Below are 14,884 nucleotides of genomic sequence, written 5' to 3' on the forward strand. Positions count from 1 at the left end.
GTGCACATCGGAGATGATGAGCCACATGAGACGACCGACACCATGAGGCGCCTGCTGTACGAGGCGCGCCGCGCCGCCTCGTCGCCGAACCGCAACGCCCGGTCGGCGACCGTCTTCGGTCGCCTCCTCGGCGCCGCGTTCGTCATCTGCCTGCTGACCGGGCTCTACAGCCACTTCCTGCAGGAGCCGCTCGACGGGATGCGGTTCCCGACGAGTCCCGTCTGGCTCTACCAGGTGAGCCAGGGCGTCCACATCACCGCGGGCATCGCCTGCATCCCCCTGCTGCTGGTCAAGCTGCACTCGGTGTTCCCGCAGCTCTTCCAGCACCCGCCGATCAAGCACCCGGTCGACGTGCTCGAGCGCGCCTCCATCGCCCTGTTCGTGGCGACGTCGATCCTCCAGCTCGTCACCGGCCTGCTGAACACGTACCAGTACTACCCGTGGCCGTTCCCGTTCAAGCAGGTGCACTTCGCCCTGTCGTTCGTCATCATCGGCTCGCTCGCGATCCACATCGCCGTCAAGCTGCCGCTCATCACCCGCTACTGGCGGGCGCGGGACAGCTACGACGCCGAGGGGCGCTTCGTCGAGCCGTCGTCCGAGCTCGACGAGGCCCGCGCCGCGTTCGTGGCCGAGAGCGAGGCGACCGCCGAGCTCGCCCGGTTCCGTGCCGTGCGCGACGCCGACGGGACGCGACGCGACCGTGATCCGCACGCCGCGCCTCCTGCGCCCGCCCGCGGCCTCACCGGACGCGTCCTCCGCTGGATCGACTCCGCACACGAGGTCGACCGCGAACCGGGCCGCGCCCGGGTGTCCCGCCGCGGCTTCTTCACCGCCGCCGGCGTCGCCACCGGGGGAGTCGTCGCGCTCACGGCCGGGCAGTCCTTCGCCCCGCTGTCACCGCTCAACGCCTTCGGCCCGCGGCAGCGCGGGCTCGGCCCGAACGACCTGCCGATCAACCGCACGGCCGCCGCCGCCCGGGTGCTCGAGACGGCCATGGACCCCGACTGGCGGCTCGACGTCCTGGTGGGCGGCGTCGCGACCTCGTTCACGCTCGACGCGCTGCGCGGGTTCGACGGGGCCGACGAACGCCTGCCGATCGCCTGCGTCGAGGGCTGGAGCCAGACCGGCTCCTGGCGCGGCGTCCGCCTCGTCGACCTGCTGGCGGCTGCCGGCGCCCCGACCGACCAGCGCCTCCGGCTCACCAGCCTCGAAGAGAAGGGTGGCTACCGCGTGACCGAGATGGGCCCCGAGTACGCCTCCGACCCGCGCACCCTGGTCGCCCTCGAGCTGAACGGCGAGCCGCTCAGCATCGACCACGGCTACCCGGCGCGCATGATCGCCCCGGGCCGACCCGGCGTGCTGCAGACCAAGTGGCTCAGCTCGATCGAGGTGCTCTCGTGAGCGCCCGGGTGCCCTCGGCCGCGTCGAGTGCAGGAGGCGCGGGCACGTCGCGCACCGTCCGCGTCGTGCGCGGGGTGCTGATCGCCCTCGGCGTGGCCCTCGTCGGCCTCGGCGGCTGGGTGCTCACCGACACCGTCTCCCCGAACCGGTACGGCGGACTGCTGCTCTGGCTGGCCGGTTCGGTCGTCGTGCACGACGCCGTGCTCGCCCCCGTGGTCGCCGCGGTCTCGCTGCTCGTGCGGCGGACCGGACGCCGCGTCCGGCCCGCGGTCCTCTGGATCGTGCAGGGCGCGGTCGTCGTCGGGGCGATCTTCTCGCTCGTCGTCGTGCCCGAGATCGTGGCGAAGGCGAAGGGGCCGAAGAACGACACCGTGCTGCCGTTCGACTACGGCCTGCGCCTGGCCGTGCTGTGGCTCGTCATCGCGGCGCTGACGGCCGCTGTGGTCGCGCTCTACCTGGCGCGCAGGCGGCAGAAGGTGCGTCCGTCGACCGACCAGGTCTGAGCGACCCTCAGGCCCGCGCGTCGAGCGTGGCGGTGCAGCGCCTCGCGGCCGACCTCCGCCCAGGGGAAGGTCGCGCTGGCGTGACCCTGGTCGTCGACCACGTGGGCCTCGTAGCTGTCGTCGAGCGACGCCTCGGGGGCGGTCTCGACGACGACCGAGCCGGTCGCGGTGAGGATCTCGGCGCAGCGGGTCAGCAGCGCCGTCGGGTCGCCGCCGATTCCGACGTTGCCGTCCAGCAGCAGCGCGAGGTTCCACTGGCCCTCGCGGGGCAGCGGGTCGAAGACCGACCCGCCGGCCACGGGCAGTCCGGCCTCGCGGGCCATCGCGACGGCCGTGGGCGAGACGTCCAGCCCCAGGACGGTCAGGCCGCGGTCCACGGCGGCGCGGACCATGCGGGCCGGCCCGCAGCCGATGTCGAGCACGGGGCCGGTCTCGCCGTCGAGGGTGGTGAGGTCGGCCGCGTCGGCGTCGGCGCTCCAGCGCGCGACGTCGAACGCCTCGTCGTCGCCGGCCTCGGGGGCGACGCGGGGAGTCCGGCACCGCCGGCCGCGCGGACGAGTTGCAGGAGCCCCTCGTGACGCAGGGCGCGCGCGTACGGCTCCGCGCCTCCTGAACCGAAGGTGGCGGGCTGTTCGGGGGCGATGGTCATGAGGTGACCCCTTCGGTGGCGGGATCGGTCGTGCGGGCGACGCCGTTCGTGGTGGTGGTCGTGGGGGGCGCCTCGGCGTGCCGCAGGGCGGCGGCGAAGCGGCTGTCGGGTGCGACGGACGCGACGAGGCGGGCGTCGTCGATCGTGTCGACGTCGACGAGCTCGGGCAGCATGCGCACGGTCAGGCCAGCGTCGGCGAGTCGGCGGAGCTGGTGGGCACCCGTGTCGTCACGCGACATGGGGACGCCGCGCAGCAGGTCGCCGGTCGGCCGGGAGAGGCCCAGCGCCCAGAATCCGCCGTCGTTCGCCGGGCCGAACCAGGCGTCGACGTCGTCGGTCCACGCGTCGAAGACGGGGGCGAGGGCCTCGACCGTGACCTGGGGGGTGTCCATGCCGATCAGCACGGTCTTCCCGTCGACCTCGTCGAAGAGGGCGCCGAGGCGTGCGTCGAGGTCGCCACCGATCTGAGGGATCACATCGAAGTCTTCGGAGCCGACGGGCCTGCGGTTGCCGTCGAACAACAACACGCGACGCGTGGCGGGCAGCCGACGGACGACGTCGAGGGTGTCCTGGATCGCGGCGGCCGCGACGTCGGCGGCCTGCTCGAGGCTGAGCGGGGGGTGCAGGCGCGTCTTGACCTTGCCCGGGATCGTCTCCTTCGCGATCACCACGAGGGTCGTCATCGGCCGACCTCCCTCAGGAGTCGGGACATGTCCTTGATCGCGACGGACGTGCCGCGGATGGTGCCGGTCACCTTGCTGCGGCCGACCCGGGGCGAGTAGGGCGCGTCCTGTTCGACGATCCGCCAGCCGGCTTCGCTCGCGCGCAGCACCATCTCGAGCGGGTAGCCGCTGCGGCGGTCCTTCAGGTCGAGGTCGAGCAGTGCCCGGCGCCGCGCCACGCGCATGGGGCCGAGGTCGTGCAGGGCGACGCCGCTGGCCCGCCGCATGAGGTGCGAGAGGGCGAGGTTGGCGATGCGGGCGTGCACCGGCCAGGCGCCCCGGGTCGTCGGGCGCCGGCGGCCGAGGACGAGATCGGCGTCACCGGCCATCACGGGGGCGGCGAGGGCGACGAGGTCGGCGGGGTCCATCGACGCGTCGGCGTCGCAGAACGCGACGTAGTCGGCCGTGGCGGCCTCGAGACCGGCGTGGGCGGCGCTGCCGAAGCCGCGCCGCGCCTCCTGAACCACGGTCGCGCCGTGCTCGGCGGCGACGCGGGCGGAGTCGTCGGTCGAGCCGTTGTCGACGACGATCGCGTGCCAGCCCTCGGGCAGGCGGCCGAGGACCCAGGGCAACGCGCCTTCTTCGTCGAGACAGGGAAGCACGACGTCGACTCGGGGGCTGCTCATCCTCTCGACTGTACGGATGCGATCCCATGAAGGTGATGGGAGCGGGCGGTGCGCACCCGAACGGGGGCGGCCCCGCCCGCCTAGCGGACGACCGCGGCGCGCAGCGGGGCCGAGGCGAACTCGTGCATGCCCTGCTCGAAGGTCACGCTCGGTCGCCAGCCCAGCTCGCCCTGCAGCCGCGCCGACGACGCCGTCACGTGCCGCACGTCGCCCGCGCGGTACTCGCCGGTGACGACGGGCGTCGGTCCGCCGGCCTCGCGCGCCAGGGCCTCCGCCATCTCGCCGATCGTGTGCACCGTTCCGCTGCCGACGTTGAACGCGCGGAACGTGTCGGCCGGCTGGTTCGCGGTCCACTCGAGGGCCGCGAGGTTGGCGGACGCGATGTCGCGGACGTGGACGAAGTCGCGACGCTGGGCGCCGTCCTCGAACACGCGCGGGGCCTCACCGCGTTCGAGGGCGGAGCGGAAGAGCGAGGCCACGCCGGCGTAGGGCGTGTTCTGCGGCATGCCCGGGCCGTAGACGTTGTGGTAGCGCAGGGCGGCGGCCCGACCGCCGGTGCTGCGCGCCCACGAGGTCGACAGGTGCTCCTGCGTCAGCTTCGTGATGGCGTAGACGTTGCGAGGGTCGAGCGGGGCCTCCTCGCCGATCAGCTGCGGCTCGAGCAGTTCACCCGCCTCGTCACGCGGGTCGAAGACGCCCGCGTCGAGGTCGGCGATGCGGCGGGGTGCCGGGCGTTCGGTCGCACCGGTCGAGGTGCGGTAGCTGCCCTCGCCGTAGACGACCATCGACGAGGCGACGACGAGGCGGTCGACGCCGGCGCGGTCCATCGCCGCGAGCACGACGGCCGTGCCGAGCTCGTTCGACGAGACGTAGTCGGGCGCGTCCTGGAAGTCCACGCCGAGCCCGACCTTGGCCGCCTGGTGGCAGACCGCGTCGACGCCCACGAGTGCCCGGTCGACGGTCTCGGCGTCACGCACGTCGCCGTGCACGAAGTCGACGCGCGGGTCGACGTTCGGCTCGCCGCCGTGCACGTCGGCCCGCAGGGAGTCGAGCACGCGCACGCGCCAGCCGCGGTCGAGCGCGAGGTCGACGATCGCCGACCCGATGAAGCCGGCCCCACCGGTGACGAGCAGCAGGCCCGGGCCGTCGGTGGACGAGGAGGCGCCGGTCGCGCTCACCGCGCGGCCTTCCGATCCGAGACGGGCCGGGCGAGCACCTCGGCCACCGCCCCGGGCGGCATGAGCTCGCGGGGCGAGTAGTCGTCGGGCATCGCGGCGACGATCGACTCGATGGCCGCGACGATGCGCGGTTGGGCGGCCGCGAGCCGTTCGAAGACGAGCGAGGCGCTCACGGCGTCGGCGTCGGGTGCGTCGCCCTCGGCCGGGGCCAGGCCGGCGTCGCTGTCGGTCACGTACGAGAGGTTGACGGCTCCCATGCCGAGTTCGAGGGTGAGCGGGATCTCGGGGTACATCGTCATGTTGACCGTGTGCGCGCCCGCGGCCCGGAACCACAGCGACTCGGCCCGGGTCGAGAACCGCGGCCCCTGGATCACCACGCAGGTGCCGGTCGGGGAGAACGGCTCACCCTGCGCCTCGAGGGCCGCGATCGCGGCGGCCCGGAGCACGGGGTCGAACGGGTCGGCGGCGATCAGGTGCTGAACCTGCCCCTCGACGTCGAAGAACGTGTCGCGTCGTCCCCAGGTGCGGTCGATGAACTGGTCGGTCACGACCATGGTGCCGGGGGCGACGTCGGGGCTGACCCCGCCGACCGCCGACGACGACACGATGGCCTTCGCGCCGAGCGACGCCAGTGCCCACACGTTCGCCCGGTAGTCGATCAGGTGCGGTGCCACCGCGTGGCCCGCGCCGTGCCGGGTGAGGAAGGCCACGCGCTTGCCGCCCAACTCGCCGATCGTCACCTCGCTCGAGGTCGGGCCGTAGGGCGTCTCGACGACGTGCCGGGTCGCCTCGCCCTCGGCGAAGAGCGAGTACAGCCCCGATCCGCCGATGACGGCGACGTCGACGGGCGGCGGCCCCGAGGAGGCGCGGGTGGGCTGGGGGACGTCGGGCTCGGTCGCGGGGTCGGTCACCCCCGATACGCTACTGACGATCGCCCGAGAGGAACCGCGTGCGCACCATCGAGACCCACCTCGCCGAGGTCACGGCCGTCGTCGAGGCGGCCGTGCGGGCCCGTCCGGTCGACGCGTTGGTGGTGAGCCCCGAGGCGCTCGCCTCGCGCTCCGACCGGTACCGCGACCGCGTCCTCGCCGCCGACGTCGTCGCCCCGATCGACCTGCCGCCCTTCGCCAACTCGCAGATGGACGGCTACGCCGTCTCGACCGCCGGGCTCGACCCGGACGCGCCCACCAGCCTCCGGGTCGCCGCGCGCATCCCCGCCGGGCGGGCCGCCCCCGACCTGGTCTCCGGCGCCGCGGCCCCGATCATGACCGGCGCGGCCGTCCCCGCCGGTGCCGACGCGATCGTGCCCATCGAGAAGGTCTCGCCGGACGCCTTCCCTCCCGTGGGCGTCGAGGCCGTCGTCGAGGTGCCGTCGGGCGTCGCCGCCGGGGCCTTCGTCCGCGCCGCGGGCAGCGACGTCGCCGCGGGCTCCGTGCTCTTCGCGGCCGGGACGCGACTGACGCCCGCGCGGTGGGGCGTGCTCGCCGCCTCCGGGATCGACGCGGTCGAGGTACGGAGCCGCCCGCGCCTCCTGCTGGTGTCGACCGGCGAAGAGCTCGCCGCACCCGGTGCCCCGCTCGGGCCCGGCCAGATCCACGACGCAAACGGCGTCGCCCTGGCCGCGGCGCTCGCCGAGGTCGGCGTCGTCGTCACCTCCGCCCGGGTGACCGACGACGCGGCCGCCCTGCTCGCCGTCGTCGCCCGCCACGCCGACGAGGTCGACCTCGTGCTCACGAGCGGCGGGGTCAGCGCGGGTGCCTACGAGGTCGTCCGCGACGCCTTCGAGGGTGCCGGCGTCACGTTCGGTCCGGTCGCCATGCAACCGGGCGGGCCGCAGGGCTGGGGGACGATCCGCGTGCACGACCGAGAGCTGCCCGTCGTCTGCTTCCCCGGCAACCCCGTCAGCTCGCTCGTGTCGTTCGAGGCCTTCCTGCGCCCCGCCCTGCAGGGCGTCACCGGCGTCGGCCTGCCCCGACGGCGATGGACCGTGCCGATGGCGCACCCCGTGGACTCGCCGGTCGGCAAGCACCAGCTGCGTCGCGGCCGGGTCGACGTCGACGGGCGCGCCCACCTCGTCGGCGGGCCGAGCTCGCACCTGCTCGCCGCCCACGCCGAGGCCACCGTGCTCGTCTCGATCCCCGTCGGGGTCGACCGCGTCGACGCGGACGACCGGGTCGAGGTCTGGGCGCTCGACGACCCCGCCCCCCACGAGAAGGCCGACCGATGACCCCGACCCCGCCCGACGTGCCGCCGACCGACGCCCCGACCGACGCCCCGCTCTCGCACGTGCGCGAGGACGGCACCGCGCACATGGTCGACGTGACCGGCAAGTCCGAGACGAAGCGGATCGCCACCGCCCAGGCCGTGCTGACCACCCGGCCCGACGTCGTCGCGCGACTGGTCGACGGATCGCTGCCCAAGGGCGAGGCCCTCGGCACCGCCCGCATCGCCGGCATCCTGGCGGCCAAGCAGACGCCGACGCTCATCCCGCTGTGCCACCCGCTGCCGCTCGGCGCGATCACCGTCGACTTCGAGACCACGGAGGCGCAGGTCACCGTGATCGCCCGCGTCTCGACCCGGGGCGTCACCGGGGTCGAGATGGAGGCCCTGACCGCCGCGTCCGTCGCGGCCCTGACCCTCTTCGACATGATCAAGGCGGTCGACGCGCTCGCCGTGATCGGCGAGATCAAGGTGCTCGACAAGCAGGGCGGCAAGTCGGGGGACTGGTCGCGATGAGCGGCGCCCCGCACGAGACGGCCGACGTGACCGCGCCCGGCGTGACCGCGCCCGGCGTGACCGCGCCCGGCGTGACCGCGCCCGACGAGACCGCGCGCCGTCGGGCCGTCGTCGTCGTGGCGTCCACCCGGGCCGCCGCCGGCACCGCCGACGACACGACCGGGCCGGTCATCCGCGACTGGTTCGTCGCGCGGGGGTGGCTGGTCGAGGGGCCCGTCGTCGTGGCCGACGGCGAACCGGTCGGCGCGGTGCTCGAGGCCGCCCTCGAGTGGGGCGTCGACGCCGTCGTCACCACCGGCGGCACCGGGGTGTCGCCGACCGACGCGACGCCCGAGATGACCCTGCCGCTGCTCGACCGCGAACTGCCCGGCATCGCCGAAGAACTCCGGCGCAGGGGTGCGGCCTCGACGCCCCTGGCCGTCCTCTCCCGGGGGCTCGCGGGCGTGGCCGGCGGCACCTTCGTCGTCAACCTGCCCGGCTCGCGCGGCGGGGTGCGCGACGGGCTCGCGGTCCTCGAGGACGTCCTCGACCACGTGGTCGACCAGTTGCACGGGGTCGACCACGCCCAGAACCGCCATCCCAGTCCCGAGGGGGCCGCATGACCACCGACGATCCGACCCTCCTGCCCGGCGGCGCCTCCGCCGGGGCGCCCGCCGCGCCTCCCGCCTCCGAGCGCGTGCTGCTCGCCCGCGTCGTCGACGTGACCGTGTCGGTGGCCGAGTGCTCCGCGCTCGTGACGAGCCGCGCCTCCGGGGCGGTCGTGACGTTCGAGGGCGTCGTCCGCGACCACGACGAGGGGCGGGGGGTCGAGGCGCTGCACTACGAGGCGCATCCGACGGCGACCGAGGTGATCCACGAGGTCGCGGTCGCCGTGGCCGAGGCGCACCCCGAGGTCGCGATCGCGGTCGAGCACCGCTACGGCGACCTCGTCGTGGGCGACGTCGCGCTGGCCTGCGCGGTGGCGTCGGCCCACCGCGCCGAGGCGTTCGCGGCCTGCGCCGCGCTCGTCGACGAGGTCAAGGCCCGCACCCCGATCTGGAAGCGCCAGGAGTTCACCGACGGCTCGGACGAGTGGGTGGCGTCGCTGGGCTGACCCCGGTCGCGCACCGTCGAGTCGGCCGCCCGGCCCGGGCCGTCTACGCTTCTGTGGTGGCTCATCTACTCGGCGCAGAAAACCTCCGTCTCGAATTCCCGACCAAGGTCGTCCTCGACGGGGTGACCCTCGGCATCGACGAGGGCTCCCGCATCGGTGTCGTCGGCCGCAACGGTGACGGCAAGTCGACGCTCATGTCGGTGCTCGCGGGTCGGCTCGAACCCGACGACGGTCGTGTCACGACCCGTCGCGGCCTGACCATCGGCATGCTCGACCAGCGCGACGTCCTGCCCGAGGGCGCCACGGTCGGCAGCCTGATCGTCGGCGACCGCGACGAGCACGAATGGGCCGGCGACGCGCGCATCCGCGACGTCATCTCGGGCCTCGCCACCGACATCCCGTGGGAGGCGCGGGTCGAGGACCTCTCCGGAGGTCAGCGTCGACGCGTGGCCCTCGCGACCCTGCTCGTCGGCGACTGGGACGTCCTGTTCCTCGACGAGCCCACCAACCACCTCGACGTCGAGGGCGTCGCCTGGCTGGCGCAGCACCTCTCGCGTCGCTGGTCGACGAATTCGGGCGCCCTCGTGGTCGTGACCCACGACCGGTGGTTCCTCGACGAGGTCTCGACCGACACCTGGGAGGTCCACGACGGCATCGTCGAACCCTTCGAGGGCGGCTACGCGGCCTACGTGCTCCAGCGCGTCGAGCGGGACCGCATGGCGTCCGCCTCCGAGGCCAAGCGCCAGAACCTCATGCGCAAAGAGCTCGCCTGGCTCCGTCGCGGGGCCCCGGCGCGCTCGACCAAGCCCAAGTTCCGCATCGACGCGGCCAACGAACTGATCGCCGACGAGCCGCCCGTGCGTGACGCCGTCCAGCTGTCGCAGATGGCGACCGCTCGCCTCGGCAAGGACGTCGTCGACCTCGTCGAGGTCGGCGTCTCGTTCGGCGACAAGCGCGTGCTGCAGGACGTCGAGTGGCGCATCGCGCCGGGGGAGCGCACCGGCGTGCTCGGCGTGAACGGCGCCGGCAAGTCGACGCTGCTGAAGGTCGTCACCGGGGCCATCGCCCCCACCGAGGGGCGCGTCAAACAGGGCAAGACGGTCAAGTTCGCGATCCTCGACCAGCAGCTCGCCGACCTCCACGAGGTCGCGCACGAGCGGGTGAACGACGTCATCGGCCGGCAGCGCACCTCGTACGTCACCGGGGGCAAAGAGATGACGCCCGGGCAGCTGCTCGAGCGCCTCGGCTTCACCAGCGCTCAGCTGCAGACCCCCATCAAAGACCTGTCCGGTGGCCAGAAGCGCCGCCTGCAGTTCCTGTTGATCCTGCTGAACGAGCCGAACGTGCTCATCCTCGACGAGCCCACCAACGACCTCGACACCGACATGCTCGCCGCGATGGAGGACCTGCTCGACGGTTGGCCCGGCACCCTGCTCGTCGTCTCGCACGACCGGTACCTGCTCGAGCGCGTCACCGACCAGCAGTACGCCGTGCTCGAGGGCCGCTTCCGGCACCTGCCCGGGGGCGTCGACCAGTACCTGCAGCTGCGTCGCGAGGCGACCCAGAACCAAGGAGGCGCGACCGACCGCCCGACGGCCGTCCAGGGGGCCTCGGCATCGGTCGCGGCCTCGGCCGCCGCCTCGGGCCTGTCGGGAGCCGAGAAGCGCAACGCCGAGAAAGAGCTCGGATCGATCGACCGCAAGCTCGCGAAGGCCTCGGGCGAGCGAGAGACCCTGCTGGCCCAGTTCGCCTCCTTCGACCAGTCCGACTTCGACGGCCTGGCCGCGTTGCAGGCGAAGCTGACGGCGCTCGACCACAAGACGGGCGAGCTCGAGGTGCGCTGGCTCGAGCTGAGCGAGTTGCTGGCGTAGCGAGCGAGCGAGCGAGCGGGCGAGCGGGCTGGCGTGCTCCGCAGGTCGCCCCGACTCAGTCGCCGAGCGTGAGGCTCAGCGTCCGCAGCAGGTCGGTCAGGCGGCGGCGGTCGTCGTCGCTGAGGTCGCTGAGCAGGGTGCCCTCGGCCGTGACGAGACGTTCGATCGCGGCGTCGACCGCGCGCCGTCCGTCGCCCGTCATCGTGACCAGGATGCCCCGGCCGTCGTTCGGGTCGGTGCGGCGTTCGACCAGGCCGCGGGCCACGAGCCGGTCGATGCGGTTGGTCATCGCGCCGCTCGAGACGAGGGTCTGCTGCAGCAGCGTCTTGGGGCTCAGCTGGTAGGGGGCACCGGCCCGACGCAGCGCCGAGAGCACGTCGAACTCCCACGACTCGAGGTCGCTGGCGGTGAACGCCTCGCGACGGGCGCGATCGAGGTGCTTCGACAGCCGCCCGACGCGCGAGAGCACCTGGAGCGGCGCGAAGTCGAGGTCGGGTCGCTCGTGGCGCCACGCCTCGACAATGCGGTCGACCTCGTCCTGCTCGGGCATCAGCCCATCATGCCCGAGGCCGTCGTCGGGTGCGGGAGGCGCGGTGCGGCCCGGCGGGCCCGTCGCCCCGCGCGGGCACCTCGGTCGAGTCGTGGTCTGGCAGAATGGACCGGCGCGCACGCGCGGTCCGCCATGGTGTAACGGCAGCACGACAGCCTTTGGAGCTGTTAGGTCTAGGTTCGAATCCTGGTGGCGGAGCCCCGAGCGTCGCAGGTCGCGGTCGGCTCGTCGGGTCCGTCCCGCCCCGACCGCGGGCGCCCTGGCGTCCATCCGACGACGAGGACTCCTGCCATGTCGAAGACCGATCCCACGCCATCCCTCGTCCGGGCCGTCCTGCTCGGCGTCCTCAGCGGGTCGCGCTCGGCGACGCCGCTCGCCGTCCTGGCCCTGAACCACGACGCCCAGGAGGCGCGGGGCCCCTGGCAGCGCTGGCGCCTGTTCCGCTCACCCCTCGGCCGCGGTGCCCTGGTGGCCGCGGGCCTCGGTGAGCTCGTCGGCGACAAGCTGCCGGCCACGCCGAGCCGGGTCGGTGCCGGCCCGCTGTTCGGTCGCGCGGTCTCCGGCGCCGTCGCGGGGATCGCGATGGCCGGCACCGGCCGTCGCGGCACCCCCGTGGCCGCAGCGCTCGCCGGGGCGTCCGGCGCCCTCGTCGGCAGCTGGCTCTTCTACCGGGCACGGAAGGCCGTCGTCGACGGGACCGGGTTGCCCGACGTCGCCGTCGCGCTCGTCGAGGACGCCGTCGCGGTCTCGGGCTCGGTCGCCGTCGTCCGCTCCCGCTGACTCCTCACCACCGCGTCTCGGCGTCGGCGGCGTCCCCACGCCGGGCGGGTGACCCGTGGTCGGGCGGCCTCCCGTGGGAGGATCGGCGGTGATCACGCGCCACCCCTCACCAAGGAGCACCATGCCCGAACGTCAGCTCGCCGTCGTCGTCCTCGCCGCAGGGCAGGGCACCCGCATGAAGTCCTCGACCCCGAAGGTCCTGCACCGCCTGGCGGGGCTGCCGCTGATCCAGCACGTGCTCGAGAGCGCCGGCGCGCTCCGGCCCGACCACCTCGTCGCCGTGGTGCGGCACGAGCGCGACCTGGTCGTCGCGAGCGTGCTCGACACCGCCCCGCACGCGCTCGTCGTCGATCAGGACGACGTGCCCGGCACCGGTCGAGCCGTCGAACAAGCGGTGGAGGCGCTGCCCGCCGAGTTCACCGGCGACGTCGTGGTCGTCAGCGCCGACGTGCCCTTCCTCGACCACGCGACGCTCACCGCCCTGCTCGACCAGCACCGTGCCGCCTCCGCCTCGGCGACGCTGCTGAGTGCCGTGCTGCCCGACGCCACCGGCTACGGGCGGGTCGTCCGCCGCGAGTCGGGCGACGTCGACCGCATCGTCGAGCACAAGGACGCCACCGACGACGAGCGGGCCGTGCGCGAGATCAACTCGGGCACCTACGTCTTCACCGTCGCCGCCCTGCGCACCCACCTGCCCCGCATCGGGTCGGCCAACGCGCAGAACGAGAAGTACGTCACCGACATGGTCGGCCTGCTCACCGGTGCCGGCGAGGTCGTCGCCGCACGGGCGATCGACGAGACGTGGCGCCTCGAGGGCATCAACGACCGCGTGCAGCTCGCCGCCGCGGCCCGTCGGCTGAACGACCGCATCGTCGAGCACTGGCAGCGCGAAGGCGTCTCGATCGTCGACCCGCAGACCACCTGGATCGACCGCGACGTCTCCCTCAGCCCCGACGTCGAACTGCTGCCGGGCACCCAGCTCCGCGGCGCGACCTACATCGCCCCGGGCGCGGTCGTCGGCCCCGACACCACCCTCGTCGACACCGAGGTGGGCGAGGGGGCGACCGTCAAGCGCACGGACGCGACGCTCGCCGTCATCGGTGCCCGCGCCTCCGTCGGGCCGTTCGCGTACCTGCGTCCCAACACGCTCCTGTCCGCCGACGGCAAGATCGGCACCTTCGTCGAGACCAAGAACGTGCAGATCGGCGCCGGGTCGAAGGTGCCGCACCTCAGCTACGTGGGCGACACCGAGGTGGGCGAGGGGTCGAACATCGGCGCCGGCACCATCACGGCCAACTACGACGGCGTGGACAAGCACCGCACCGAGGTCGGGTCGCACGTCCGCACCGGGTCGCACAACGTCTTCGTCGCCCCCGTTAGGATTGGCGACGGAGCGTACACAGGCGCCGGAACGATCGTCCGCAAAGACGTGCCGGCCGGTGCCCTGGCCTTGAGCATCGCTCCACAGCGCAATGCGAGCGGATGGGTCGAGGCGAACCGCCCCGGCTCGGCGGCTGCCGAGGCCGCCGCTCGCGCCGAACGAACGACCGACTGAACCCGGTCGGGTTGGCCCCTCGGGGCCGGAGAGCGAGTGACGTGTCCGGAATCAAGATCACCGGCGAGAACCGACTCGTTCTGATCTCGGGGCGTGCGCACCCCGAACTGGCCAACCAGATCGCCGCCGAGCTCGGCAGCGAGCTGATCCCGACCGACGCCCGCACCTTCGCCAACGGCGAGCTCTACGCCCGCTTCGACGAGAGCGTCCGTGGCTCGGACGCCTTCGTCATCCAGTCCCACTCGGCGCCGATCAACGAGTGGCTGATGGAACAGCTGATCATGGTCGACGCCCTGAAGCGGGCCTCGGCGAAGCGCATCACCGTCGTGGCGCCGTTCTACCCGTACGCCCGGCAAGACAAGAAGGGCCGGGGTCGCGAGCCGATCTCCGCCCGGCTCGTCGCCGACCTCTTCAAGGCGGCCGGAGCGCACCGCATCATGAGCGTCGACCTGCACGCCCCGCAGATCCAGGGCTTCTTCGACGGCCCGGTCGACCACCTCTTCGCCATGCCCGTGCTGCTCGAGCACTTCCGCGCCAAGCTCGACAACACCACCCTGACGGTGGTCTCGCCCGACATGGGCCGCGTTCGCGTCGCCGACATCTGGAGCGAGAAGCTCGACGCCCCCCTCGCGATCATCCACAAGCGCCGTGACCCGTTGGTGCCGAACCAGGTCACCGTCCACGAGATCGTCGGCGACGTCTCGGGTCGCGTGTGCCTGCTGGTCGACGACCTGATCGACACCGGTCGCACCATCGTCAAGGCCGCCGAGGCGCTCAAGGCCAACGGCGCGATCGGCGTCGTGGTCGCCGCGACCCACGCGGTCTTCAGCGACCCCGCCCCCGAGATCCTCAACAGCGAGTTCATCGACTCGGTCGTCGTCACCGACACCCTGCCGCTCACCGAGCACCAGAAGTTCGACAAGCTCGAGATCCTGCCCATCGCCCCGCTGATCGCCCGGGCCATCCACGAGGTCTTCGACAACGGCTCGGTCACCTCGATGTTCGACGGCGCCGCGTAGCCCCCGCCCGACACCTCCCGTCGCCTCGGCGCACGGAGTCGACCGGCCCGACCCGCCTGGCCCCGACCGCCCGGCTCGCCTGGCTCTCCGACCGCCCGGCTCGCCTGGCTCCGACCGCTCGGCTCGCCTGGCTCCGACCGCTCGGCTCGCCTGGCCCCGACCGGCCCGGCTTGCTCGTCCGATGTCGGCAACTCCGGAGTC

16 protein-coding genes, 1 tRNA gene and 1 pseudogene are annotated in these 14,884 nt (G+C 73.4%); 12 read left to right on the forward strand and 6 right to left on the reverse strand.

Features of this window, described 5'->3' with window-relative positions; all coding sequences use genetic code 11:
- Positions 1-42: 42 nt before the first annotated feature.
- Both OVA02_RS05555 and OVA02_RS05560 read left to right on the forward strand, forming a co-directional pair.
- Positions 43-1,401 carry a molybdopterin-dependent oxidoreductase gene (locus OVA02_RS05555; RefSeq protein ID WP_056048872.1) on the forward strand — a complete coding sequence of 453 codons (1,359 nt, stop codon included), beginning with the start codon at positions 43-45 and terminating at the stop codon, positions 1,399-1,401.
- A complete protein-coding gene (locus tag OVA02_RS05560) occupies positions 1,398-1,904 on the forward strand; it encodes a hypothetical protein (protein WP_056048869.1) in 507 nt (168 codons plus the stop codon). The genes OVA02_RS05555 and OVA02_RS05560 overlap by 4 nt, the downstream gene beginning before the upstream one ends.
- Here OVA02_RS05560 and OVA02_RS05565 read toward each other — a convergent pair.
- From OVA02_RS05565 to OVA02_RS05585, 5 genes are all read right to left on the reverse strand, one after another.
- Positions 1,853-2,326, reverse strand: coding sequence for a class I SAM-dependent methyltransferase (locus tag OVA02_RS05565; RefSeq protein WP_267659388.1), 474 nt, complete (start codon positions 2,324-2,326; stop codon positions 1,853-1,855). The two genes, OVA02_RS05560 and OVA02_RS05565, sit on opposite strands and share 52 nt — an antisense overlap.
- Before the next feature lie 223 nt (positions 2,327-2,549).
- Complete coding sequence (locus OVA02_RS05570) at positions 2,550-3,236, reverse strand: TIGR04282 family arsenosugar biosynthesis glycosyltransferase (protein ID WP_056048862.1); 687 nt, start codon at positions 3,234-3,236, stop codon at positions 2,550-2,552.
- Complete coding sequence (locus tag OVA02_RS05575) at positions 3,233-3,901, reverse strand: glycosyltransferase family 2 protein (RefSeq protein WP_056048859.1); 669 nt, start codon at positions 3,899-3,901, stop codon at positions 3,233-3,235. Before OVA02_RS05575 ends, OVA02_RS05570 begins: the two co-directional genes overlap by 4 nt.
- An 80-nt stretch (positions 3,902-3,981) precedes the next feature.
- The gene (locus OVA02_RS05580) at positions 3,982-5,079 is read right to left on the reverse strand and encodes an NAD-dependent epimerase/dehydratase family protein (RefSeq protein WP_235452831.1); all 1,098 of its coding nucleotides are present in this window, start codon (positions 5,077-5,079) and stop codon (positions 3,982-3,984) included.
- Positions 5,076-5,990 (reverse strand): MTAP family purine nucleoside phosphorylase, encoded by a 915-nt coding sequence (locus OVA02_RS05585; RefSeq protein ID WP_082460594.1) that lies wholly within the window; start codon positions 5,988-5,990, stop codon positions 5,076-5,078. Before OVA02_RS05585 ends, OVA02_RS05580 begins: the two co-directional genes overlap by 4 nt.
- A gap of 38 nt (positions 5,991-6,028) precedes the next feature.
- Here OVA02_RS05585 and glp point away from each other — a divergent pair, with 38 nt between their 5' ends.
- The 6 genes and pseudogenes from glp (at position 6,029) to OVA02_RS05610 (ending at position 10,779) form a co-directional block, all read left to right on the forward strand.
- Complete coding sequence (gene glp / locus OVA02_RS05590) at positions 6,029-7,306, forward strand: gephyrin-like molybdotransferase Glp (protein WP_082460593.1); 1,278 nt, start codon at positions 6,029-6,031, stop codon at positions 7,304-7,306.
- Complete coding sequence (moaC, locus tag OVA02_RS05595) at positions 7,303-7,815, forward strand: cyclic pyranopterin monophosphate synthase MoaC (RefSeq protein ID WP_056048856.1); 513 nt, start codon at positions 7,303-7,305, stop codon at positions 7,813-7,815. The genes glp and moaC overlap by 4 nt, the downstream gene beginning before the upstream one ends.
- Positions 7,812-8,417, forward strand: a complete 606-nt coding sequence (locus OVA02_RS05600) for a MogA/MoaB family molybdenum cofactor biosynthesis protein (protein WP_082460592.1) — start codon at positions 7,812-7,814, stop codon at positions 8,415-8,417. The genes moaC and OVA02_RS05600 overlap by 4 nt, the downstream gene beginning before the upstream one ends.
- Positions 8,414-8,908 (forward strand): molybdenum cofactor biosynthesis protein MoaE, encoded by a 495-nt coding sequence (locus tag OVA02_RS05605; RefSeq protein WP_082460591.1) that lies wholly within the window; start codon positions 8,414-8,416, stop codon positions 8,906-8,908. The genes OVA02_RS05600 and OVA02_RS05605 overlap by 4 nt, the downstream gene beginning before the upstream one ends.
- A 122-nt stretch (positions 8,909-9,030) precedes the next feature.
- A pseudogene (locus tag OVA02_RS18130) lies at positions 9,031-9,433 on the forward strand (ATP-binding cassette domain-containing protein); the annotation flags it as partial.
- An 11-nt stretch (positions 9,434-9,444) separates the two neighbouring features.
- Complete coding sequence (locus OVA02_RS05610; RefSeq protein WP_402752482.1) at positions 9,445-10,779, forward strand: ABC-F family ATP-binding cassette domain-containing protein; 1,335 nt, start codon at positions 9,445-9,447, stop codon at positions 10,777-10,779.
- 55 nt (positions 10,780-10,834) lie between these two features.
- Here the strand turns inward: OVA02_RS05610 and OVA02_RS05615 are convergent, their stop codons facing one another.
- Positions 10,835-11,329 carry a MarR family winged helix-turn-helix transcriptional regulator gene (locus tag OVA02_RS05615; protein ID WP_056048853.1) on the reverse strand — a complete coding sequence of 165 codons (495 nt, stop codon included), beginning with the start codon at positions 11,327-11,329 and terminating at the stop codon, positions 10,835-10,837.
- Between the two features lie 126 nt (positions 11,330-11,455).
- On the opposite strand from OVA02_RS05615, the gene OVA02_RS05620 reads away from it, so the two are divergent.
- The 4 genes from OVA02_RS05620 (at position 11,456) to OVA02_RS05635 (ending at position 14,683) form a co-directional block, all read left to right on the forward strand.
- Positions 11,456-11,527 (forward strand) — tRNA-Gln (locus OVA02_RS05620).
- 93 nt (positions 11,528-11,620) lie between these two features.
- Entirely contained in the window at positions 11,621-12,109 is a 489-nt protein-coding gene (locus OVA02_RS05625) for a DUF4126 family protein (RefSeq protein WP_056048850.1), read from the forward strand.
- Positions 12,110-12,230: 121 nt separating this feature from the next.
- A complete protein-coding gene (gene glmU, locus OVA02_RS05630) occupies positions 12,231-13,664 on the forward strand; it encodes a bifunctional UDP-N-acetylglucosamine diphosphorylase/glucosamine-1-phosphate N-acetyltransferase GlmU (protein ID WP_056048847.1) in 1,434 nt (477 codons plus the stop codon).
- A gap of 41 nt (positions 13,665-13,705) precedes the next feature.
- Positions 13,706-14,683, forward strand: a complete 978-nt coding sequence (locus OVA02_RS05635; RefSeq protein WP_056048844.1) for a ribose-phosphate diphosphokinase — start codon at positions 13,706-13,708, stop codon at positions 14,681-14,683.
- Positions 14,684-14,884: the final 201 nt, after the last annotated feature.

The sequence above is a fragment of the Frigoribacterium sp. SL97 genome (assembly GCF_026625765.1).
Classification (GTDB): domain Bacteria; phylum Actinomycetota; class Actinomycetes; order Actinomycetales; family Microbacteriaceae; genus Frigoribacterium.